Origin of the sequence: Sulfitobacter noctilucicola, from assembly GCF_000622385.1 — a bacterium.
Taxonomy (GTDB): Bacteria; Pseudomonadota; Alphaproteobacteria; order Rhodobacterales; family Rhodobacteraceae; genus Sulfitobacter; species Sulfitobacter noctilucicola.
Genome location: NZ_JASD01000008.1, coordinates 3,297,325 through 3,320,009, shown reverse-complemented (window position 1 = coordinate 3,320,009; position 22,685 = coordinate 3,297,325). Strand labels below are relative to the sequence as shown.

Sequence of the window (22,685 nt, the reverse complement as noted above, 5' to 3'; positions counted from 1 at the left end):
GCTCGGGTCCGCTGTTGTGAAGGGGTTAGATAGCCCTCTGTGCCAAGTCTGCCAAGGGGAGCGCCGTCACAGAAAGGCGATGTCAGCCCAAAACAGTTCGTCAATCAGGCAGGCATCCGGCGATCAGGTCTGTGAAATCGGCTTCGTTGCGCAGGGCGCTGATCTGGTCGGGCGTGATTGTCACCCCCCATTTTGCCATAGCCTGATACCGTGGCTGCCGGTGCGCCAGCGCTTGTGCATAGGTCCAACGGACAAATTCGTCCGGGTTAACATCACTCTCTACACACTTGTTTTCAGTCAAATATTCACTCCAGACGCGGCTCAAAAATTCGGGCTGATAGGCCATCGGTTTGGGCGCACGATCAAAGCGGCGGATCAACTCTTCGGTATGGGCGTCGTCACCCTTGATCCAGACGAGCAGACATTCATCAGCCAGTTCGCGCAGCAATGGATCATCAGGATTGTCCGCATCGACCCATTCGCAAATGGAACCACCTGTGTCGCAGATAAAGTGCTCGTATCCATAAAGCGCTTGTGCGCGGTCGGCGAAAAATGCGGTGTCCCTGAGGGCGGCAATCTCGCCCTGACGGAACGCTTCCTGCCTGCGCACGTACTCTTCCATAGGAAGGCCGCCTTTATCCGGATCGCCGGGCTTTCCCAGCCACGTGGCCACTGGGCTGAGGTTCTCGAATGTGATGTTGGAGGCAATGTAGATGCTGTCGGACAACAACAAATCGCGCAGGAACGGCACCTTCATCGCTTCAGCTTTGGCATTGTCGACGATCGCTTCACCGAGGTAGCGGGTGCCAATACGGTAATCGATAGAATAGTGAAACCAGTCACCCGAACCGCGCAGCAACCCGGACAGATGTGTTTTGCCAAGGCCGGACATACCGAAGACCAGAACTTTGCGATTTGCGGCAGCGCGCCATTCGGCAGCGGTAGAGTAGAGCATGGTGCAGGGTCCGGATTGCTTGGCGTTGCCTTTACCTAGCGGATCGTCTGATCCGGCGCCAGATGCGCCCGTCAAGCACAAGCAATCCCAACGCAAGCAGGGCAAATCCGCCATAGGCTGCAGGGCGTAGTGCTTCGCTCAGCATCACAGCGCCCAAGACGATGGCAAAGGGCGGGATCAGCAACGTTACCAGCATCAGATTGCCGCTGCCCGCCATGGCCAGCACCCGGTAGTACAGCAGATAGGCCAGAGCCGTGCCAAGAATTGCGTAATAGCCTATGGCCAGCAGCGTATCGGCTTGCAGCCTTAGCGTGAGTGTCCCTTCAACGTGCACTGCAAGCGGCAGCATAATTAGTGTCGCACTTGTGACCATACCCGCAGCGGCGACCTGTGGCGGCTGCCCGCCCAACCACTTGCGCGCCCAGACGGATGCCAATGCATAAGACACGGTGCCACCAATCACGGCCAGTTGCGCCAGTGACCGGATGTCAAAGTTCCGCAAGTTCTCAAGACCGATGGCGGTGGCAACACCTGCAAATCCCAAACAGACTCCGAACGCTTTTCGTGGCGTAATGCGTTCATCCGCGAAAAAGATAGATGCCGCGATGACGCCAAAGATCGCCGTCGCCGCATTCAGGATCGAGGTAAGGCCGCTTTCTATATAAAGCTGTCCCCAAGCCATCAGTCCAAAAGGGATGACGTTATTTAATAGACCCATGCCCAGAAACCCGATCCAGACTTTCGGAGCGCGGGGCACCGGCAGCCGCATCATCGCAACAACACCCCAAAGCACCAAGGCAGCCCAACCGACCCGATGCGCCACGGCGGTTAACGGCCCGATCTCATCCAGCGCCACGCGGATCGACACAAAGGACGCCCCCCAAAGGATGGCAAGCAAGAGCATCTCGGCCCAGGCACGGGTAGATATGGTTTTTTGAGACTGCATCCTATCAGCTTAAGCTGCTGTAGACCGATCTACGATCCGTTTCATGCGGCTTTGCGCGTTTCGAACCAGATGTTCAGGTAGTTGCCGCCAAAGATGATCACCGCACCGACAAATACCCAGAGGTCGATGACTTCGTTATAGAGAAGCATCGCGGCAACGGCGACAAGAGGTAGTCGCGCAAAGTCGATCGGTGCAACTACCGTGGCCGGTGCTATCGTAAGCGCTTTGGTGATGCAGAAATGCGCGAGCAAGCCGCAACAGGCGACGAGGACAAGCCATGGCATTGTCGCTGCTGTCGGTGCCGCCACCACGCCATCATAGCCCGCCATGATGATCCCGAAAATGAGCTGGAAGAATGTGAGGTAGAACATAATCGCGGCTATCGTCTCGGTCCGCGTCAGACGCTTGGTAAAGACGTAGGTAAGCGCAAAAAAAACAGCGCAGGATGCCGCCGCGGCCATTCCGGTGTTAATGTCGGTCATCGCACCGGGTCGCGCCACGATGAGGATGCCGACAAAACCCAAGATCGCTGCAAGCGCGCGTACTTTGGTCAGCCGCTCGCCAAGTAATAGAAAGGAAAGAACGATAACCCAAAGCGGGGTTGTAAATTCCAACGCAAAAACCTTGGCCAACGGAACCATGGTGACAGCATAGAACCACAGGTTTTGACCGGTGAAGTGGAACACATTGCGGAAAAAGTGGGTCCGTGCGGCACCAATGCCAATCTGACGGTGTGCCCCGGTCGCGAAAACCAACAACAGTACAATCGCAAAGCCGAAGGCAGAGCGGTACATCATGATCTCGAATGTATCGAATGTACCGCCAAGCTCGCGGCCAGCGATGGCCATCGCGGTAAAACTAAAGACAGCGCCGGTCATCCATAATGCCGCCTGAACGGTCAGGTTCATGGCATGCCGGTAATTTTATAATCCCGCGTGATACCTTTGGTGGCGACCGCCCAGTCCGAGGCTCCCGCGCGGGTCCCGTGCGCGGTGAACGCGGCGGGATCGGTGAATTCTTCGGCCACTTCCCATACCAGCGGATCATCGGTCGGCGTAACGTGGAACGAGACGCAGCCTTCCTCCAGACGTGTCAGGCGAATATGTTCGTCCAGCGCCGAACGCACACGCGCGGCTTCGACCTCATCCGCGCACCGCAGATATCCATGCAATGTCACTCCCATTCGATTGTACCGGGAGGTTTGGATGTAATGTCATAAGTGACGCGATTAATGCCCGGCACCTCGTTGATGATGCGGGTTGCGGTTTCACCAAGGAATTCATGGGTGAACGGATAGTAATCCGCCGTCATCCCGTCGACGGATGTGACCGCACGCAACGCGCAGGCAAAGTCATAGGTGCGCCCGTCGCCCATCACGCCGACCGTACGCACAGGCAGGATCGCGACAAAGGCCTGCCAGATTTCATCATAGAGACCGTGTTTGCGGATCTGGTCGATATAGACGGCATCCGCTTCGCGCAGGATATCCAGCTTGGGGCGGGTGATTTCACCGGGGCAGCGGATCGCAAGACCCGGGCCGGGGAAGGGGTGGCGTCCGATAAAGGATTTCGGCAGGCCAAGTTCAACGCCCAACGCGCGGACCTCATCCTTGAACAGTTCGCGCAACGGTTCGACCAGTTTCAGGCCCATCTTTTCAGGCAGGCCACCCACGTTGTGGTGGCTTTTGATCGTGACCGAGGGGCCACCGGAAAAGCTGACCGATTCGATCACGTCAGGGTACAGCGTGCCTTGGGCGAGGAACTTTGCATCGCCAACTTCTTTGGCGTGTTTCTGGAACACGTCGATGAAGAGTTTGCCGATAATCTTGCGCTTGGTTTCAGGATCGTCCTGACCGTCGAGCGCGCCTAGAAACAATTCCTGTTCGTCCGCATGGATCAGCGGCATGTTGTAATGGTCGCGGAACATGGTCACGACCTCTTCAGCCTCGCCTTTGCGCAACAGACCGTGGTCGACAAATACGCAAGTCAGCTGATCGCCGATTGCCTCATGGATAAGGACAGCCGCCACAGAGGAATCAACGCCACCCGACAAGCCACAGATCACCTTTTCATCGCCAACCTGAGCACGGATCGCGGCAATTGCCTCTTCGCGATAGGCGCTCATCGTCCAGTCGCCTTTGAACCCCGCCAGACGCACAAAGTTTTCGTAAAGCTTCGCGCCATTGGGCGTGTGGTGCACTTCGGGATGGAACTGAACCGCATAGAAGTTGCGTGTCGTGTCGGCGGTGATCGCAAAAGGCGCGTTGGGTGACGTGCCGAAGACCTTGAAACCGGGGGCGATTTTGCTGACGTGGTCGCCGTGGCTCATCCAGACCTGTTCTTTGTCGGTTGCAAACCAACCTTGCAAGAGGTCCAGTTTCTCGTCCTCTGGCGTGACGAAGGCGCGGCCGAATTCAGCAGTGTTATGGCCACGCTCGACCTTGCCGCCCAGCATTTCCATCATCACCTGCTGGCCGTAACAGATGCCCAGGATCGGCACATCAAGCTCGAACACCTCGGCAGGCGGGCGCGGGGCCCCTTCGGCAAAAACGGACGCTGGTCCGCCAGACAGGATTACAGCCTTGGGCGCGAAGTCGGCTAGAAAGGCCGCATCTACCGAGTTGAAGGGATGAATTTCGCAGAACACATGTAATTCGCGCAGGCGACGGGCAATGAGCTGTGTCACCTGTGAGCCGAAATCAATGATCAGCAGACGGTCGTGGTCGGAGGGGGAAAGCATTTTGGTCATGAAACCTGATTAGGTCTGCACGCGCCGAGGCGCAAGTGGCACATTGCGACGTGCGCGTACTGGACAGGAATTATCCCTTCTGGCGGCTTCCAAAACCTTTAGCAGACATGCCGCACAGGTCGTGGTCCGCACGAATGTCGCTTTTCACCCTGACAGGACGGTATCCGGTAGGGATCGGAAAGATGGATGGGGTAGCAGAAGTCAAATTCTTTAACGAGGGACGAACCATGGCAGAAACAGCACGACGCGGGCGCGGTGGTGGTGGTGCGGCACGACGCGCAGAACGCAGTGCCGTGTCTTTCGAGACAGCAAAATTCATCGAGCGTAACATCCCCAACTTCGAAGTGTTGACCGAGGAAGCGCTGGAGATCATTGAGCATAACGCCGATATGATCCTCGAAGAAGTCGGCGTGAACTTCCTCAACAACCCGGCAGCGTTGGAGCTTTGGCGCGCAGCGGGTGCCGATATCGACGGCGAGCGCGTGCGCATCCCACGTGGGCTGGCCCGCAAGCTTTGTGCGACCGCGCCGTCAGAATACACGCAACACGCCCGCAACCCTGCGCGTAACGTCGAGGTCGGTGGCAAGAACCTTGTACTTGCACCGGTCTACGGCCCGCCTTTTGTGCGCGATGCTGCGGGTGGGCGCAGGTATGCAACGATGGCTGATTTCAACAACTTCGTGAAACTTGGCTATATGTCCAAGTGGCTGCACCACTCTGGCGGCACGGTCTGCGAGCCGACTGACGTTGCGGTGAACAAAAGACATCTGGATATGCTGCACGCGCATATGACATTGAGCGACAAGCCGTTCATGGGGTCCGTTACGGAACCCAGCCGCGCACAAGATTCGGTGGATATGTGTAATATCCTCTTTGGCGAAGACTTCGTGCAGCAGAACACGGTGATGACCTCTTTGATCAACATCAACTCGCCGATGACATTCGACGACGTGATGATGGGATCGCTTGAGGTGTATGCAAAAAACAATCAGGCCTGCATCATCTCGCCCTTCATTGTGGGCGGTGCGATGGCACCGGTGTCTGTTGCCGGGACGTTGACCCAAGTGTTGGCTGAAGCGCTGGCAGGGATTGCCTATTCACAGCTGGTGCGACCGGGTGCGCCGGTCATCATGGGCGCATTCGTTACATCTATCGATATGAATTCAGGAGCCCCAACATTCGGCACACCTGAAGCTGCACATATTACCTATGGGGCAGGGCAACTGGCGAGGCGTATGAACTTGCCGTATCGTTCGGCCGGTTCGTTTTGCGGGTCCAAATTGCCCGATGCGCAAGCTGCCTATGAGACATCGAACAGTCTGAATATGGGGCTGCTGTCAGGCGTAAACTTTATGCTCCATGCCTGTGGCTGGCTTGAAGGCGGTCTGGTCAGCTCTTACGAAAAGTTCGTGATGGATGCAGACCAGCTAGGAACGCTGCATCATCTGGCCCGAGGCGTCGAGATTGACGAGAATGCACAGGCCATGGATGCAATCCGCGAAGTGGGACCTGGTGGTCACTATCTTGGCTGTGAACACACGCAGAATAACTTCAAAACGGCCTTCTGGAAATCTGACCTGCTCGATTACAAACCCTTCGAAACATGGGAAGACGAGGGCGCGCGGGACACGCAGGCATTGGCCACGCTGCGGGTTCAGAAAATGCTGGGTGACTACCAGCAACCGCCGCTCGATCCCGCGATCCGCGAATCCCTTGATGCTTTTGTTGCGCAAAGAAAAGCGGCGGAGCCTGACAGCTTTATGTAGGCGCAACCGCGTTTGATATCAGGCAGGGGTCTGCGTCGCTTTCAGCTCGCGGGCCTCTCCAACCAGTGCAATCAGCGCATCCAGATGCCGGATCAGGCTGTAGCTTGCGTCGGATTGCGTGCGTTGCTCTTCCATAGCGGCTTCCATCTCCATCAGCTTCATCAATGCCGGTCCGTGACGGGGCAGAACGCCATATCCCAAAAGACGTGGCAGATGCGCAGCGCGGCGGTATTCCTGTGACCCGATTCGAGCAGCCCGCATCATCAAGCGCGGGCGGTGCAGGGCGTTTAGCATGGTCAGGATGTCTTGCATTCTATTGTCCTCGAACAGTGGATAAAGGGTCGGCATGACCCCGTTCTGTTTCCAACAATACACAACCTATAAGGGTGTTGCGTCGGAACAATTTTAACCGTTCGCCGCTTTCACCACTGTTTATGTTTTAGAAACAATGATGAACACAGCGTTGGATTTTAACGATCCGGTAACAAATGCACTTTTAGGTTGTGTGGATAACTTGTGGATAAAATCCGCTTTTTGTCGTGGGAGTGATGTTGATGGGCGAACTTGCTGAGATGGCGATGGATCAGGTCGGGGCTTTGCCGGGGTGGGTCCCCAAAGGGGCACGGCACTACATCGCCCATACAGAAAAAGGTGCCCCAATTCGCATGCTTGCCCGCGCTGCGGGCTGTCACGCCTCAACAATCCTGCGTCAAATTCGCAAGGTTGAAATGCGCCGCGATGACCCGTTGGTTGATGCGGCCCTACGCAAGCTAAGCAGTGTCGGCACTGTGCAACGCCTAAATTCGAATACACCTGCCAGAAAGGACAATTCATCCATGACCAAACACGCGCCCCTTAGCATTCCAGATGAAGATACCCTGTCTCGCGAAGCGTTGCGGGTTCTTCGCCGGCTGTGTGAAACCGGTGCGGTGCTTGCCGTGGCAGCTGGTCTGGATAAGGCTGTTGTCGTGCGCGACACGGCGTTGGGCAGCAGCACGCGGACCGCCGTGGTAGATACGGCCGTGGCCCAGGCGATGGCGCTTAAGGATTGGATCGCGCCGTGTAACACAGGCCGCATTGTGCGATATGCGATTACAGGTACAGGTCGTGCGGCGCTTATTAAGCTTTACGACACTTTTGGTATCCCGAATGAACCGGCACCTTCCGACGAACACGACGCGGAGCTTAACGCGCTTGAAGGTAGCGCACGCCGCGATGCAGAAGGTGAGGGCGGCAATCGCAACCGCTATGCGGTAGGCGAAAGCCCTCTGTCCGCGCTTTCGCGCCGACGGGACAAGTCCGGAAAACCGTTTCTTGACGACGCGCTGGTCGGTGCGGGCGAGCGACTACGCGAGGATTTCGAATTGGCGCAGATGGATCGCTCGGTCGCGCAGAACTGGGATCATTTTCTCACGGCCGGCACGCAAAACGGGTCTTCCAATGGCGGCGGTGGTGTCGGTGCGGCATCAGAAGCGCGCCGCCGTGTTGGCGCAGCCCTTGAGCATTTGGGCGAAGGGCTGTCGGACGTGGCGCTACGGTGTTGTTGCTATCTTGAAGGTCTCGAAACTACGGAGAAGCGTCTGGGGTGGTCTGCCCGCTCTGGCAAGGTGGTGTTACGGATCGCCCTGATGCGTCTTCAACGTCACTATGATGAAACTGTGGGGCCGGGTGGTCCGATGATCGGCTAGGACAGGACGCATGGCCGTTCTGCGTGGACTTGGGGTTTTGTTGCAGCATCAATGTGCTACATAAGACATCAAGCCAACCGGAGACCCGCCATGCGTGATCTGAAGATTCCCGAGCAGCGCCACCCAGAAAAGGCGCGCAAGCCGGACAATGCCCAGCCGAAAAAACCCAGCTGGATCAGGGTAAAAGCACCGGGCGGTCAAGGCTATGCCGATACCGCCAAGATCATGCGCGAGAACAAACTGGTCACGGTCTGCGAAGAGGCGGGCTGCCCCAACGTAGGCGAATGCTGGAGCCAGGGCCACGCAACTATGATGATTATGGGCGAAGTCTGTACCCGCGCCTGTACGTTCTGTAACATTGCTACGGGCAAGCCACCCGAAGATCTTGATGTCTTTGAGCCGGGTCGCGTCGCTGACGCAGTGGCAAAGCTCGGTCTGAACCATGTCGTTATTACATCCGTAGATCGCGATGATATCGAGGACGGTGGAGCCGAGCATTTCGCCCAGACAATCCGCGCTGTGCGGCACCGCAGCCCAGAGACGACAATCGAGATCCTGACGCCGGACTTCATCCGCTGCGGGCCGGAAGCGCTTGAAAAGGTCGTTGAGGCGCGGCCTGATGTGTTCAACCACAACCTTGAAACCGTGCCGGGCCTTTATCCCGAAGTGCGCCCCGGCGCGCGATACTTTCACTCCCTGCGCCTGTTGCAGCGTGTAAAAGAGCTTGATCCGTCGATGTTTACCAAGTCCGGCATCATGGTCGGTTTGGGTGAGGACCGACAGTCGGTTATTCAGGTGATGGAAGACATGCGTGCCGCCGATATCGATTTTCTGACCATAGGCCAGTATCTGCAGCCAACGCCGAAACACCATGCGGTGGACAGGTTTGTGCATCCTGATGAATTCGCATCCTACGAAAAGGCGGCCTATGGCAAAGGATTCCACATGGTCTCCGCCACGCCGCTTACGCGTTCATCCTACCACGCAGGCGACGATTTCGCGCGCCTTCGTGCGGCCCGGAACCTTAAACTCGGCTTAGGGTAAAGCTTTGAGATAGGCAGCAATCGCAGCACGGTCACTTTCTGGAAGTTTAGCCAGATTGTCGACCACCGCCGCCATTGAACCACCGACGCTGTCATAGTCGGGTGTTAAACCGCTCTCGAAGTAATAGATCAGATCGGATTCTGACCAGTCTAGGGCCGCTGGCGTGATGTTTGGAATTCTGCCTTTTCCCGAAGGGTTCGGTGCTCCCGTTAGCCAAGCATCGCGGTCGAGACCTCCCAGAGCTGTGCGGGGGGTATGGCATTCACCGCAATGTGCTAACCCTTCGACAATGTAACGCCCGCGTTCAAGCTCCGGATTTGGTGCGTCGGCCATGACAAAATCGGGCGTGGCGTACAGCGCTTTCCAAAGCCCCAGCGCCCTTCGGATATTGAAGGGGAACCCCACATCATGCGGGATGCTGGCAACTTCCGAAACGGGGAGGGACTTCACATAGGCAAAGAGGTCCGACACGTCCCCCTCGGTCATATGCTGATAGGACGTATAGGGAAACGCGGGATAGTAATGTGCGCCTTTGGGAGAGACACCTTGCGTGACCGCGCGGGCAAACTCAGGTAACGTCCACCCCCCTATGCCAGCGGGGCCGTAAGTGATGTTCGGCGCATAAAATGTACCAAAATCGCTTTCGAATGCGTGCCCGCCCTCCAGAACAAGCTTTGCTTCACCCGCCGCATCCGGTGCTGCGTGGCAAGACGCGCATCCGGCTGCGGTGAAGACCGCCGCGCCGTTATCGGCGTCTGTCGTATGGGCTTCAGCATAACCTGTAGAGAGCGGCGCAGGCGCAGAAATGACCCAAAGGGCCACTGCGACCACCATACCGCCAATACCTGCTGCTGCCAGAAAACGCCGCAAGGGTCAGTTCTTGGGACCGCGGAACGCTTCGTGGCAGGCTTTACAGCTGCCACCCAATGCCCCCATACCGGCACCTACCGCCGCTGCATCACCCGCATCGACCAATGCTGTTGCCGCTGTTGCCAGATCATCAAACTTCTTGGCAAACCCGTCCGGATCGCTCCAGATTTCAGCTTTGGCACGAGAGCCTTCAACGGCACCTTGCTCTGTACCCGCGACCCAGAGGGTCGCGCGTTCCATGCGGGCAAGCGCGGCGAGATTGGATGCAGCGGCTGAAACCATCTCTGCGTCATACTCCATTTCGCCCTTTGCGATGCCGCCCAGTACGCCGATGTGATATCCTACCATCTGCATTTGGTGATGGCGTGCCGCCACCGCAGGATTCTCGGCCGCATGACTGTCTGCAAATACGGTAGTTGCGACCAATGCCGCCCCAAGACCCAAAATTGCGGTTATTTTAGTGAAAGTGTCCATGTCGTTGCCCTTCAAGAAATTGAATTTGCGAATGTCCCTTAGAGATCAGCCTACATCAGTGTGCGGCTGGCGCAAAAACAATTTCGTGATGACGGAAAATGCCTAGAACTTGCGTGGTATACGCTCTGCCGTGGCCCAGTCAGGCCACCATCCCATCCATTCAATGCCCCAGATCAGCGCCGCAAGAGCGATGATTCCAAAAACAAATTTCACCCGCTTGGCAGAAGGGGGCTTGCGCGCCCAGCGGGACATCCGCATCAGCCATACGGGGTTCATATGAAACGTACCTTGCCGATGAACGGCAGATTTCGGTTCCGTTGAGCAAAATCGATGCCATAGCCCACGACAAATTCATCGGGGATTTCGAAACCTGTCCAGTCGGCCTTCATATCGACTTCGCGCCGCGTGGGCTTGTCGAGCAAGGCAATCGTTTTCAAGCGTGCAGGATCACGGGACTTCAGCAGGTTGGTGACGTGATGCAGCGTATGTCCGGTGTCTACGATGTCCTCGACCACCAGCACGTCACGCCCTTCAATGGCACCGCGCAAGTCCTTGAGAATACGCACTTCCCGACTGCTTTCCATCCCATCGCCATAGCTTGACGCCTCGAGGAAATCGACCTCGATCGGCAAATCCAGCTCGCGCACCAGATCGGCGATAAACACAAATGACCCGCGCAGCAGACCAACCACAACCAGCTTGTCCGTACCGTCAAATTCGTCGTGAATTGCACGACACAAATCTTCAATGCGGGCGGCAATTGCCTTGGCAGAGATCATTTCATCGATCACATAGCGACGATCTGTCATGGCGATGACCCTTGCCCTTGAAACTAAGTACTTTATCGGTGAAACAGAGCTACCCTGAGGACGCAGCGAACGCAATGCCAAGCCATTCCGAGACCCGAAATCTGCCCTATACCGCAGACCAGATGTATGACCTTGTGGCCGACGTTGCCAGCTATCCAGAGTTTCTACCGTGGACTGCCGCCGCGCGCATTCGTTCGGACGAGGACAGGGGCGATCACCGCGTGATGGACGCCGATCTTGTAATCAGCTTCAAGGTGTTCCGCGAACGCTTTACGAGCCGGGTGGTACTTTGGCCCGAGGCGCGCAAAATCGACACGGAATATCTGGACGGACCGTTCAAGTATATGAAGTCAGGCTGGCATTTCGAGGATGCACCGGGGGGCTGCAAAGTCCATTTTCACGTCGATTTCGAATTCAAGAACGCGATCCTGCAAGGCATCATCGGTGTCGTCTTCAACGAGGCGATGCAGCGGGTTGTTCGGGCTTTTGAGAAACGTGCGGCGGCTCTGTACGCGCCGCAGACCTAGAAGTAGCAATTCACATCGCAAAGTTTTGGACCGCGCAAGGATCTACCCTGCGCGGTCCTTTGGTATCAACTGGTAAGATCGTAGGCCCGCTCACCGTGTACAGACAGGTCAAGTCCGCTGGTTTCGGTCTCAGCGTCCACACGCATCGGAACGATGGCGCGGCAGATGATCACAAGGACAATCGTGACCACAGCTGTAAACACACCGACAATCGCAAGCGACCCAAGCTGTGCGGCCCATGATCCCGCACCCAAGGCCGCGATCATGATCGTACCAAAGATACCGCCGACGCCGTGGACCGCAAAAACGTCAAGCGTATCATCGACCTTCAGCTTGTTGCGGATCAGCACAACGGCTTCTTGACACAAAATGCCAGCGACAGCGCCGATCAGCAGTGCCGCCCATGGTCCGACAAAACCGGATGCGGGGGTGATAGAGGCAAGGCCCGCAATGGTGCCGGTGACAATACCAACAAGAGAGGCCTTGCCGAATTTGATACGTTCCCACAGTGCCCAGGTCAGCGAGGCGGTGGCAGCAGAAATATGGGTCACGGTGATGGCCATGGCAGCACCACCATCAGCGGCAAGTTGTGACCCACCGTTAAAGCCGAACCAACCCACCCAAAGAAGGGCCGCACCGATCATCACCAGACCGGGGTTATGTGGTGGTTTCGAATGATCGCGACGCGCGCCCAGCATCACAGCGAGGATCAAGGCCGCCAGACCGGCAGTCTCATGCACAACGATACCGCCCGCAAAATCGCGTACGCCTGTTTCACCAAAGATGCCGCCGTCTGCCAGCATACCACCGCCCCAGACCCAGTGGACAACAGGCGCGTAGCACAAAAGCATCCAGAGGCCGGAAAACAACAGCATGAAGGCAAAGTTGATCCGTTCTACAAAGGCACCCACGATCAGCGCAGGTGTGATGATTGCAAAGGTCATCTGGAAGGCAAAGAACAGGATTTCAGGCAATGTCCCGCTCAGGCTGTCGGCATCCACGCCGGTAAGCCCGATCTTGTCGAGCCCGCCCCAATAGCCGCTGGTGCCGGGACCAAATGCGATAGAGTATCCCACAAGGAACCACAAAACCGACATCAGGCAGGCAATTGCATAACAATGCATGAACACGCTGAGCACGTTTCGTGCCCGTACAAGGCCGCCGTAAAACAGTGCGAGACCAGGTAAGGTCATCAGCAAAACAAGGGCCGTGGCAGTCATTATCCACGCGGTATCAGCGGCGTTCATTGCAGGTCTCCGTTCGGTGATTGGTCAATTGTCAGGCACAATGCCCAGCAGTTGAGCGCTGCAAAGCCCTTAAGCGCCTATTGAGCAGGCAATTTCATAATTGTTGAAATTTTGGGCGCTCAGATCGCGAGGAGCCTGAAATCAGGGCAGTTTTTGAATCTCGGCAAGAATCAGAGCAAGCGCATGATCCCGCGCAGCCTTGCGGACTGCATCGCGCCCGATGGCACCGAACTCGCGCGTCTCTACTTTTGTGCGCCCTCCAGAGGAAACGCCAAAGCAGACGCGGCCCTCGGGCTTATGCTCTGACCCGCCCGGACCTGCGATTCCTGTGATTGATACAGCGACAGAAGCGGCAGAATTCCTGAGCGCTCCTTCGACCATCTCGCGGGCGACCTCTTCTGAAACGGCACCTACAGCGTCCAGCGTCGCTTGGCCCACACCGAGCATTTCGACCTTTGCTAGATTGGTATAGGTCACGAACCCGCGCTCCATCATGACGGAGGATCCCGGCAAGTCCGTCAAAGCCGCCGCGACCATCCCGCCGGTACAGCTTTCGGCGGTGGCAATCGTTGCTTTCTTTGCAATGGCAGTAGTGAGAATATCCGCTGCAATCGGCATCACAAAACCCCGTGATAAAGCGCTGCGAGTGCCAAGACGCCAAGTGCCGCAAAGATGCCCGCAATTACATCATCCAGCATCACGCCCAAGGCATCTCCGCGTCGGTCTGCCCAACCCACAGGTCCGGGCTTTGTGATGTCAAACAGACGAAACAGGGCAAATGCCGCAATCCAGCCGGGCCACATTGCAAGAATAGAGATGTCCATGGACCAGGCCGCATAGCTAAGGGGCAGAAGCGCGATCCACTGACCGACCAGTTCATCCACTACAATTTCGGACGGGTCATGATCCGACGATCCCGCCGTCATCCGCGATGTCGCCCACCAGCCTTTGAGGAAGGCAATACCCACGCCCAAAGCAAGCAGAGGAAAGCCACCGATCACATGCAACACCCACGCATAAGGCAGTGAGAACAGCGACCCCCATGTGCCGGGGGCAGGGCGGAGGTATCCGACACCCATCAACGTACCAATCAACCGTGCCAACATCATGATTTCACCAATGTGGCCGTGGCCATACAGGCGATGCCTTCGCCCCGACCGGTAAAGCCCAAACGCTCGGACGTGGTTGCCTTGACCGAGACGCGATCGACATCCATGCCCATCAAGCCCGCCATGGTTTCACGCATCTTGGAGGCATGGGGGCCGACCTTGGGATGTTCACAGATCAGCGTGCAATCTACATGGTTGATCGCAAACCCCAACTCAGCCGCCATTTCGACTGCGTGTTTTAGAAAGACGTCGCTGGCGGCACCCTTCCATTGGGGGTCGGAAGGCGGAAAGTGTTGTCCGATATCTCCCTGCGCTAAAGCGCCGTAGATGGCATCAGTCACCGTATGCATCCCCACGTCTGCGTCGGAATGGCCAACCAGCCCGTGATCATGCTCGATGCGCACGCCGCACAGAATTACATGATCGCCTGGGCCGAAGGCATGAACGTCAAACCCGTTGCCGGTGCGAATATCCATTGTGCGTCTCCTGCGCGTGTTCTTTTCTTTCTTAGGCAAAGCAGGGATGGCACGCAATCGCTCGCTGCTACTGCTTAAATATTAGGCACAAGCCCGCTTGGTCTGGCCTATACTTGCGTTATAATATTGTGGCTTAGCGCCCTTCTGGGTACACCCAGTGAAAACGCACAAGGATTAAGCAGGTGAGCCAAATCGCCTTACCCTACGACCTGACACCGCCCGTCTTGCTGGCCCCGATGGCTGGAATCACGGATTTGCCGTACCGCACATTGGTTGCGCGCTTTGGCGCGGGCCTTGTCGTATCCGAGATGGTCGCCAGTCAGGAACTCCTGTGCCGTCGCCCCGGAACCCGTGAGAAAGCCGAGCTGGGTCTTGGTATCGAAGGGACTTCTGTCCAGATTGCCGGGCGCGAAGCTGAACCTATGGCGGAGGCGGCCCGCATGATCGTGAATCAAGGTGCACGCATTATCGATATCAACATGGGCTGTCCCGCAAAGAAGGTAACGCAGGGGGCATCCGGTTCAGCGCTGATGAAAACACCGGATCACGCATTGCACCTGATCGAGGCTGTGGTGGATGCAGTCGATGTCCCTGTCACACTGAAAACGCGGCTGGGATGGGATGACGCTATGCTCAACGCCGCCGACATCGCGCAGCGTGCTGAAGCCGCAGGCGTGCAAATGATTACCATCCACGGACGCACGCGCTGTCAATTCTATAAAGGGCAGGCCGACTGGCGGGCCATCCGCGCCATCAAGGACGCAGTCAACATTCCTGTCATCGCGAACGGTGACATCGTCTCTGCCTCGACGGCCCGCACAGCATTGGACCAATCAGGCGCAGACGGTGTGATGATCGGGCGGGGCAGTCAGGGCAAGCCATGGCTGTTGGCGCAGGTCGCACACGATCTGTATGGAACGCAGTTGCCGGACGTGCCGCAAGGTGCCGCATTCGCTGAAATGGTGCTTGAGCACTTTGAAGAAATGATCCGGTTTTACGGTGAAACGCTCGGCGGGCGCGTCGCCCGCAAACATCTGGGCTGGTACATGGATACTTGCCGCACGCCGGTGGACCTGCGCCGTGCGCTGTTGACCGCAAACACCCCTGATGCTGCGAGACGACTGATTCCGCAGGCGATGTATCTTGGATCAACCGAGGCCGCGGCATGACATCGGACAACAACATCTGGGCCTCGCTGCCGATCCCCGCTTTGCTGATCGCGCCTGACAATTCGATCAAAGGGGCCAACCCAGCGGCCGAAGGTTTTTTCAATGCCTCGGCCAAATCTGTCATAGGTCAACCGGTCTGGGACATGCTGGCAATAGATTATCCTCTGGAAGACGCCTTCAACCGCGCCCGCGAAAACAGCACCGCATTATTCGTGAATGATGTCGATGTGGGCAGCGGCCAGCGTGCGCCACTGAAATCCGCGCTTCAGATTGCCCCGTTACAGGGTGCGCCCGACCACATGCTGATGATGATTTCACCGCGTGAATTGTCTGGCCGTATGACGCAGAACCATTCGGTCAAATCGGCCGCGAAATCGGCCATCGGCATGGCGGAAATGTTGGCGCACGAGATTAAGAACCCTCTCGCCGGCATCACCGGGGCGGCGCAATTGCTGTCGATGGGACTGGATGCAGAAGAGCTTGAGCTGACCGATCTGATCGTCGCGGAATCGCGCCGCATCGTGAAGTTGCTGGAGCAGGTAGAGCAATTCGGCAATCTAACTGCACCCGTTCGTGCACCGGTGAACTTGCATGACGTGCTGGATCGTGCACGGCGCTCCGCTCTGCTGGGGTTTGGCGCGCAGATGAAGATCATTGAAGATTATGATCCTTCACTGCCTGCTGCGCTAGGTGACAAGGACCAGCTGCTGCAGGTTGTGCTGAACCTGCTCAAGAACGCATCAGAGGCCGCGGGCGAGGGTGGCGGTACAATCCGCCTGCACAGCTATTTCGAACATTCCTTCCGCATGCGCCGCGCCGATGGTTCCGGCCAGTTGTTGCCCTTGCAGATCGAAGTAATCGATGACGGGCCGGGTCTGCCGGAGCATATCAAAGGCGATATCTTTGATCCGTTCGTGTCGGGGCGCGAAAACGGAACAGGCCTGGGCCTTGCGCTGGTGTCCAAGATTATTTCGGAACATGACGGCTGGATTTCAGTGGAATCCGCGCCCGGACATACTGTTTTTCGTATCTCGTTGCCGCGTGCAACTGCGGCCAAACCGGCCGCCAAGCCTCAACCCACAAAGGAGAGTTGATCAATGGATGGCACTGTTCTGGTCGCCGATGACGACCGCACAATCCGCACTGTCCTGACGCAGGCCCTGACACGCGCGGGATGCAAGGTACACGCCACCTCAAGCCTTACTACGTTGATGCGTTGGGTTGGTGAAGGACGCGGTGACGCGGTGATTACCGATGTTGCGATGCCTGATGGCAACGGGTTGGAAATGCTGCCAAAAATTTCGCAGGACCGGCCCGATCTGCCGGTCATCGTGATTTCTGCGCAAAATACAATCATGACGGCGATCAAGGCGGCAGAGGCGGACGCGTTCGACTATCTGCCCAAACCATTCGACCTGCCGGATCTGATGAAACGCACGGCCCGCGCGCTTGAGCGCAAAAGTACTGTGCCGCGTCAGGAGCCAGCACAGACCGCCGGCGATGCGGACCGCGATGATCTGCCGCTTGTCGGGCGCACGCCGGTGATGCAGGCGCTGTACCGTTTGGTTGCCCGCGTGATGAATACCGATTTGCCTGTGTTGATCTGGGGCGAGAGCGGGACCGGCAAATCCCTTATAGGGCGGGCAATCCATGATTTTTCCGACCGGCGCACCTTGCCGTTTATCACGGTGACAGGGGCCGATCTTCAGGATCTGGAAGGCCCCGCGAGGGTGCTTGCCCGTGTGCGGGGCGGCACGCTTTTGATTGACGAAATTTCGGATATTTCGCTCGATGTACAGGCACGCATTGCCCGTATGATGGATGCACCGGGCGAATATGCACCACGTTTTCTCGCTACTAGCCAGTCCGATCTGGCCGAAGCGATGAAGAAAGGCACGCTGCGGCGCGATCTTTATTACCGTCTTTCCGGTGCCACTATACATGTGCCGGCCTTGCGTGACCGGGTGGAGGATATCGACCTGCTCGCCGATCACTTCCTGTCGCGCATTGAGGGTGTGGCGGGTCAGCCAAGAAGCCTTTCAAGTGGTGCGAGCAAGGTTTTCGCGAACTATTCCTGGCCCGGAAACGTTCGGCAGTTGGAGCACGCTATGCGGCAACTGGGTCTGACCAGCCGTGCGCCGGAAATCAGCCAGACCGAAGCCGAACAGGTATTGGGCGCTCAACCGGCAACAGAGCCTGTGCACGCCCAAGCCAATACCGAGCGGCTGGGAGCCAGCGTAGAGCGGCACCTGCGCAGATATTTCGACCAGCACGGCGCAATCCTGCCGCCCCCCGGCTTGTATGCCCGCATCCTGCGCGAGATCGAGGCGCCGCTGATCGAAATTGCGCTTTCTGCCACAGCCGGAAATCAGGCAAAATGTGCTGATTTGCTTGGCATCAACCGAAATACGCTGCGAAAGAAAATCACAGATCTTGATATAGAGGTGACAAGGGGTCGCAAAATGATGTAAAAGCGCCACATAACCGTGGCCAACGTGTATCAGCCAAAGGCTGTGCATGTTCAGGACCACATAATATGGCGGTAGGTGCAGCGATGCACCACATCATCGGTGAGGGCAGCGGGTGGCAACCCTGTCACGCAGTTTCAGTCTCGAAAAATTAGGCCGTCTGCGGCGCGTTAGACGTGTGCGCAATTTGGCGACACTTGGACTTGTGGTCCTTGGCCCCGTTCTAGCAATGGCGACTTACCTTGTTCTGGGTCCGTTGGCACAAGGGTCCAACACGCTCTCTTTACGTCTCATCCTGCTCACTGATCTTGTTTATATTCTGCTTGTCGCTGCATTGGTGCTAAGCCAGGTCGCCAGATTGATTGCCGCCCGTCGGGCGAAATCGGCAGGCTCGCGTTTGCACCTTCGTTTGACAGGTGTGTTCGCGCTTATGGCGTTGATCCCGACCGTCACAGTTGCGGTCTTTGCGGGTCTTACGGTGAACGTCGGTCTTGAGGGCTGGTTTTCGGATCGGGTACGTGGCGTGGTTGGATCGTCACTGGCCGCAGCACAAGCCTATGAAGCCGAGCAACGTGAAGACCTGATTACCGATGCGCGTACATTGGCACGCAGCATCGACAATGCGCGCCTGCAAGGCATCAACCGCAGCGACAGCGCGCTTTTGGGCGAGGGGCAGCGCCAAATCCAGCGTGGCCTGCGCGAAGCCTACCTTATTGACGGAACTGCACAAATCCGCGCGCGCGGCGACCGGTCCTACCTTTTTGATTTCGAACAACCCTCCGCCGCTCAGGTAGAAACAGCCCTTGCAGAGGGCATACTGGTCATCGAGGATTGGCCTAACAACGAATTCCGCGCGATGGTTCCGATGCAATCCTATGTGGACCGGTTCCTTTATGTCAGTCGCGCTGTGGATGGCGACATCCTGTCATTGCTTGATGAAACGACGGAAACGGTCCGGCTTTATCAACAGCTGGAATCAGAGCGTGGGCGCCTGCTGTTCGAATTCGGGCTTTTGTATCTGGGGTTCGCGGTGATCCTGATCCTTGCCGCAGTCTGGCTCGGCTTGTGGTTTGCGGAACGCCTGTCTGGCCCTGTCGGTCGTCTGACCGGTGCGGCGCAGCAGGTTGGTGCAGGTAACCTCAACGTGCAGGTACGCGAAGAAGACGGCGATGACGAAATCGCCATGCTCAGCCGGTACTTCAACCAGATGACCAAACAATTGCAGGGCCAGCGCGAAACCCTGTTGGATAACACGCGCCAGATTGAACGCCGCAGGCGCCTGTTTGATTCCGTTCTGTCATCAGTAACATCGGGCGTGGTGGGGTTGGACCCTGAAGGGCGTGTGACCTTCGTCAACCGCTCGGCCATGCGCCTGCTTGACTGGACCGAGGAAAAGCAGTCGCTGGCGCTTGAAGTTGTGGTGCCTGAGTTCGGTCCCTTGTTCGAGACAATTTCGAGCAGGGGTAGTGAAGTAGCGCAGGGCGAGGTGAAGGTATCGCGGCAGGGCGCGCTGGAAAACCTGCTGGTGCGCATGGCCACGCGTCGCGCTGATGATGGCCGGCTTGAAGGGTACGTTGTGGCATTTGACGATGTCACCGATCTGGTGAGCGCCCAGCGGATGGCCGCGTGGGGGGATGTGGCGCGCCGCATTGCGCACGAGATCAAGAACCCGCTCACTCCGATCCAGCTGAGTGCTGAGCGGATCAAGCGGAAGTTTGCGCCCAAACTGGGCGAGGACAGCGAGAGCCTTGAGCAGATGACTGGCGTCATCATTCGCCAAACCGGTGACCTGCGGCGTATCGTTGACGAGTTTTCAAAGTTCGCCCGCATGCCGGAGCCTGAAACATCGCATCAGGACCTTACCCAACTTGTCCGTGACGCAGTGTTCCTGCAGCAGGCAGGCCAGCCCGCTGTCAAGATAAGTGCAGATTTACCCGATGATCCGGTGATGACTGATATCGACAGTACGATGATCTCTCAAGCGCTGACAAACCTGATTAAGAACGCAGGTGAAGCCATTGAAACATTGCAACAAAAGGGCGCTCCAGACGATTTGGAACCTCAGATCAAGATCCGTATGAAGGCACAGGATACAGCGGCTTCTATTACGATTGCAGACAATGGCATCGGCCTGCCCGAAGACCGCGCCGCGCTGTTTGAGCCATACGTCACAACGCGAAGCGAAGGCACCGGTCTGGGCCTGCCGATCGTGAAAAAGATCATAGAGGAACACGGCGGAACGCTGAGCCTCGACAATGCGCCCGTATTCGAGGGCCAAACCCATTTCGGGGCCATGGCGGTGGTAACATTGCCGCTGACCCCATCCCCCCAAAATAAAGAAACGAGTGGAGACAGGCATGAGTGATATTTTAATTGTCGATGATGAACGCGACATCCGCGAGCTGATTTCGGATATTCTAGAGGATGAGGGTTTTGCCACGCGGCTGGCGGGCAACTCCGATGACGCAATGGCGGCCATCAACGCAGAGCCTCCGGCGCTGATGATCCTCGATATCTGGCTCAAGGACAGCGACATGGACGGGATTGATATCCTCAAGACCGTCAAACGGGATAATCCTGACGTGCCTGTTGTCATCATTTCGGGTCACGGCAATATCGAGATTGCTGTGGCGGCGATCAAGCAGGGCGCATACGACTTTATCGAAAAGCCCTTTAACATCGACCAGCTTTTGGTGGTAATCCGCCGCGCGATGGAAACCTCTCGCTTGCGTCGTGAAAACCAGACGCTGAAGCGGCGCGACACTTCCGCAGCCGAGATGCTGGGGCAATCGGCTGCATTCCGCGCCCTGATTGGTCAGCTTGATAAGGTGACCAAGTCCAACGGGCGTGTTATGCTGACGGGACCTGCGGGATCGGGCAAGGAAGTTGCCGCACGCTACATCCACGCCAATTCTGCACGCGCCTCTGCTCCTTTCGTTACCGTCAACTGCGCAGGTGTCGAGCCGGACCGTATGGAAGAAGTGCTGTTCGGCCGTGAGACACCAGAACGCGGTATCGAGCCGGGGCTGCTTGAGCAGGCGCACGGCGGGGTGATCTATTTTGACGAAGTCGCGGACATGCCGCTTGGCACACAATCCAAGATCCTGCGTGTGCTGGTGGATCAACAGTTCACCCGCGTAGGCGGCAACGACAAGGTTCGCGTTGATCTGCGTGTAATTTCCTCCACCAATAAAAACCTTGAGACGGCCATCGCCGATGAGACTTTCCGTCAAGAGCTGTATCACCGCCTGAATGTGGTCCCGATCCTCGTGCCCTCACTGGAGGAACGTCGCGAGGATATTCCATTGCTTGCAGAGCATTTCATCACCGAATGTCACAACTCCCAAGGTTTGCCCATGCGCACCTTAAGCGAGGATGCGACAGCATTGATGCAGACAATGGTCTGGCCCGGAAACGTAAGACAGTTGAAAAATCTGGTGGAGCGGGTGCTCATTCTTGGCGACGGCACGGGTGCAATTGAAGCCCGCGAACTGCCGGGTGAGGAAGAGCGCGGCGAAGAAGACGGGCGCGTTGTGCTATCCTCTGCACTGGCGACCTTGCCCCTGCGGGAAGCGCGTGAAGCGTTCGAGCGTGAATACCTGCTGACCCAGATCAACCGGTTCGGCGGCAACATCTCGCGAACGGCGAATTTTGTCGGGATGGAACGATCTGCTTTACACCGCAAGCTAAAGTCCCTTGGCGTGGTAACATCTGCGAAATCCGGTGTGCGCGTGGCCCATGTGGATGAGGAAGCCGACGCCGAATAGACGGCGCTGGCTATTCTCTCGCTTAGTTAACCGCGTGTGACGATCTGGAAACTGCCGTCCGGGTTGCGGATCACGCAAGAGCCTTCGGTCAGCGCCGGAAGCCGTGTGGTCGCGCGGGATGGTGCAGATCGGGCCACAGCATCCGGGCAGGCAGGGATCGACACGGGCGCAAAGCCCTTGTCGGCCATGCATTGGCGCTCCACACGCAAGCGCAGGCCCTCATTCGGATCATAGGTCTCTATCCCGCCGTCGATATAGCGGTCAGGCCGTGTCTTGCATTTGCCCTCGGCATTGCAAACCCGTTCGCCGGGCACAAAAATGGGTGGATTGCGTCTGATCTGCTGGGTCACCGGCACGTCACGCAGCGCTTTCACCTGACAGGCTGTTGTCTCGCGGTTCAGCGTGGCAACGCTGGTACCGGGTTTGTAATACGTATCAAGCGAGGCGCAGGCCGCAAGCGCGCCAAGTCCGACAGTGGCAATGAGGATCATTGGTTTCATAGCGTGATGCTGCACCTTCATCGACACAAAGGCAACAGGATTGACCCTTGCCTTGCGCGCCGTCATAGCCTCTAACAATTGCAACGCGTTGGGTGCGGCCTTGCGGCAGCTCCCCCTTATTC

23 protein-coding genes and 1 pseudogene are annotated in these 22,685 nt (G+C 57.3%); 9 read left to right on the top strand and 15 right to left on the bottom strand.

All coding sequences use genetic code 11. The features are described 5' to 3' along the window. Positions 1-100: 100 nt before the first annotated feature. From Z946_RS0119945 to guaA, 5 genes are read right to left on the bottom strand one after another with little or no spacing between them, the layout of a single operon-like run. Positions 101-955: a hypothetical protein gene (locus Z946_RS0119945; RefSeq protein ID WP_025057476.1), complete on the bottom strand. Its 855-nt coding sequence runs from the start codon at positions 953-955 to the stop codon at positions 101-103. Between the two features lie 31 nt (positions 956-986). After that, the gene (locus Z946_RS0119940) at positions 987-1,901 is read right to left on the bottom strand and encodes a DMT family transporter (protein WP_025057475.1); all 915 of its coding nucleotides are present in this window, start codon (positions 1,899-1,901) and stop codon (positions 987-989) included. Between the two features lie 41 nt (positions 1,902-1,942). Next, complete coding sequence (locus Z946_RS0119935) at positions 1,943-2,809, bottom strand: DMT family transporter (RefSeq protein WP_025057474.1); 867 nt, start codon at positions 2,807-2,809, stop codon at positions 1,943-1,945. Then, positions 2,806-3,084: a putative quinol monooxygenase gene (locus Z946_RS0119930; RefSeq protein WP_037969333.1), complete on the bottom strand. Its 279-nt coding sequence runs from the start codon at positions 3,082-3,084 to the stop codon at positions 2,806-2,808. The genes Z946_RS0119935 and Z946_RS0119930 overlap by 4 nt, the downstream gene beginning before the upstream one ends. Further along, complete coding sequence (guaA, locus tag Z946_RS0119925; RefSeq protein ID WP_025057472.1) at positions 3,075-4,640, bottom strand: glutamine-hydrolyzing GMP synthase; 1,566 nt, start codon at positions 4,638-4,640, stop codon at positions 3,075-3,077. The genes Z946_RS0119930 and guaA overlap by 10 nt, the downstream gene beginning before the upstream one ends. A 236-nt stretch (positions 4,641-4,876) precedes the next feature. Between guaA and Z946_RS0119920 the strand changes: the two genes are divergently transcribed. Then, complete coding sequence (locus tag Z946_RS0119920) at positions 4,877-6,415, top strand: trimethylamine methyltransferase family protein (protein ID WP_025057471.1); 1,539 nt, start codon at positions 4,877-4,879, stop codon at positions 6,413-6,415. Positions 6,416-6,433: 18 nt separating this feature from the next. Here the strand turns inward: Z946_RS0119920 and Z946_RS0119915 are convergent, their stop codons facing one another. Continuing rightward, a complete protein-coding gene (locus tag Z946_RS0119915) occupies positions 6,434-6,727 on the bottom strand; it encodes a DUF6477 family protein (protein WP_025057470.1) in 294 nt (97 codons plus the stop codon). A gap of 242 nt (positions 6,728-6,969) precedes the next feature. Between Z946_RS0119915 and Z946_RS0119910 the strand changes: the two genes are divergently transcribed. Together Z946_RS0119910 and lipA are read left to right on the top strand one after the other, a co-directional pair. Next, positions 6,970-8,103 (top strand): DUF6456 domain-containing protein, encoded by a 1,134-nt coding sequence (locus tag Z946_RS0119910; protein WP_025057469.1) that lies wholly within the window; start codon positions 6,970-6,972, stop codon positions 8,101-8,103. A 90-nt stretch (positions 8,104-8,193) separates the two neighbouring features. Then, complete coding sequence (gene lipA, locus Z946_RS0119905) at positions 8,194-9,147, top strand: lipoyl synthase (RefSeq protein ID WP_025057468.1); 954 nt, start codon at positions 8,194-8,196, stop codon at positions 9,145-9,147. On the opposite strand, the gene Z946_RS0119900 is transcribed toward lipA, so the two are convergent. The 4 genes from Z946_RS0119900 to hpt form a co-directional block, all read right to left on the bottom strand. After that, on the bottom strand, positions 9,139-10,017 hold the full coding sequence (locus tag Z946_RS0119900) for a cytochrome c (RefSeq protein WP_025057467.1): 879 nt from the start codon (positions 10,015-10,017) through the stop codon (positions 9,139-9,141). The two genes, lipA and Z946_RS0119900, sit on opposite strands and share 9 nt — an antisense overlap. Positions 10,018-10,020: 3 nt before the next feature. Beyond that, positions 10,021-10,491, bottom strand: a complete 471-nt coding sequence (locus tag Z946_RS0119895; RefSeq protein ID WP_025057466.1) for a c-type cytochrome — start codon at positions 10,489-10,491, stop codon at positions 10,021-10,023. A 102-nt stretch (positions 10,492-10,593) separates the two neighbouring features. Continuing rightward, on the bottom strand, positions 10,594-10,767 hold the full coding sequence (locus Z946_RS21705; protein WP_037969330.1) for a hypothetical protein: 174 nt from the start codon (positions 10,765-10,767) through the stop codon (positions 10,594-10,596). Continuing rightward, a complete protein-coding gene (hpt, locus tag Z946_RS0119885; protein WP_025057465.1) occupies positions 10,764-11,300 on the bottom strand; it encodes a hypoxanthine phosphoribosyltransferase in 537 nt (178 codons plus the stop codon). Before hpt ends, Z946_RS21705 begins: the two co-directional genes overlap by 4 nt. Positions 11,301-11,374: 74 nt before the next feature. Here hpt and Z946_RS0119880 point away from each other — a divergent pair, with 74 nt between their 5' ends. Then, positions 11,375-11,827, top strand: a complete 453-nt coding sequence (locus Z946_RS0119880; protein ID WP_025057464.1) for a type II toxin-antitoxin system RatA family toxin — start codon at positions 11,375-11,377, stop codon at positions 11,825-11,827. A gap of 65 nt (positions 11,828-11,892) precedes the next feature. Here Z946_RS0119880 and Z946_RS0119875 read toward each other — a convergent pair whose 3' ends face one another. The 4 genes and pseudogenes from Z946_RS0119875 to ispF form a co-directional block, all read right to left on the bottom strand. Beyond that, positions 11,893-13,074 (bottom strand): ammonium transporter, encoded by a 1,182-nt coding sequence (locus Z946_RS0119875; protein ID WP_025057463.1) that lies wholly within the window; start codon positions 13,072-13,074, stop codon positions 11,893-11,895. Between the two features lie 141 nt (positions 13,075-13,215). Then, positions 13,216-13,692, bottom strand: a complete 477-nt coding sequence (locus tag Z946_RS0119870; protein WP_025057462.1) for a CinA family protein — start codon at positions 13,690-13,692, stop codon at positions 13,216-13,218. Continuing rightward, positions 13,692-14,183 carry a phosphatidylglycerophosphatase A family protein gene (locus Z946_RS0119865; RefSeq protein WP_025057461.1) on the bottom strand — a complete coding sequence of 164 codons (492 nt, stop codon included), beginning with the start codon at positions 14,181-14,183 and terminating at the stop codon, positions 13,692-13,694. The genes Z946_RS0119870 and Z946_RS0119865 overlap by 1 nt, the downstream gene beginning before the upstream one ends. Then, positions 14,180-14,662: pseudogene (ispF, locus tag Z946_RS0119860) on the bottom strand (2-C-methyl-D-erythritol 2,4-cyclodiphosphate synthase); the annotation flags it as partial. The gene Z946_RS0119865 and the pseudogene ispF, both read right to left, overlap by 4 nt. A gap of 233 nt (positions 14,663-14,895) precedes the next feature. Here ispF and dusB point away from each other — a divergent pair. The 5 genes from dusB (at position 14,896) to ntrX (ending at position 22,063) form a co-directional block, all read left to right on the top strand. Next, positions 14,896-15,828, top strand: coding sequence for a tRNA dihydrouridine synthase DusB (dusB, locus tag Z946_RS0119855; RefSeq protein ID WP_052836174.1), 933 nt, complete (start codon positions 14,896-14,898; stop codon positions 15,826-15,828). Then, a complete protein-coding gene (locus tag Z946_RS0119850) occupies positions 15,825-16,922 on the top strand; it encodes a two-component system sensor histidine kinase NtrB (protein WP_025057458.1) in 1,098 nt (365 codons plus the stop codon). The genes dusB and Z946_RS0119850 overlap by 4 nt, the downstream gene beginning before the upstream one ends. Before the next feature lie 3 nt (positions 16,923-16,925). Further along, positions 16,926-18,299 carry a sigma-54-dependent Fis family transcriptional regulator gene (locus tag Z946_RS0119845; RefSeq protein WP_025057457.1) on the top strand — a complete coding sequence of 458 codons (1,374 nt, stop codon included), beginning with the start codon at positions 16,926-16,928 and terminating at the stop codon, positions 18,297-18,299. 226 nt (positions 18,300-18,525) lie between these two features. Further along, complete coding sequence (locus Z946_RS0119840) at positions 18,526-20,661, top strand: sensor histidine kinase NtrY-like (protein ID WP_241461357.1); 2,136 nt, start codon at positions 18,526-18,528, stop codon at positions 20,659-20,661. Next, positions 20,654-22,063, top strand: a complete 1,410-nt coding sequence (gene ntrX / locus Z946_RS0119835; RefSeq protein WP_025057455.1) for a nitrogen assimilation response regulator NtrX — start codon at positions 20,654-20,656, stop codon at positions 22,061-22,063. Before Z946_RS0119840 ends, ntrX begins: the two co-directional genes overlap by 8 nt. Positions 22,064-22,089: 26 nt before the next feature. Here ntrX and Z946_RS0119830 read toward each other — a convergent pair whose 3' ends face one another. Then, entirely contained in the window at positions 22,090-22,629 is a 540-nt protein-coding gene (locus tag Z946_RS0119830; RefSeq protein ID WP_241461356.1) for a hypothetical protein, read from the bottom strand. Positions 22,630-22,685: the final 56 nt, after the last annotated feature.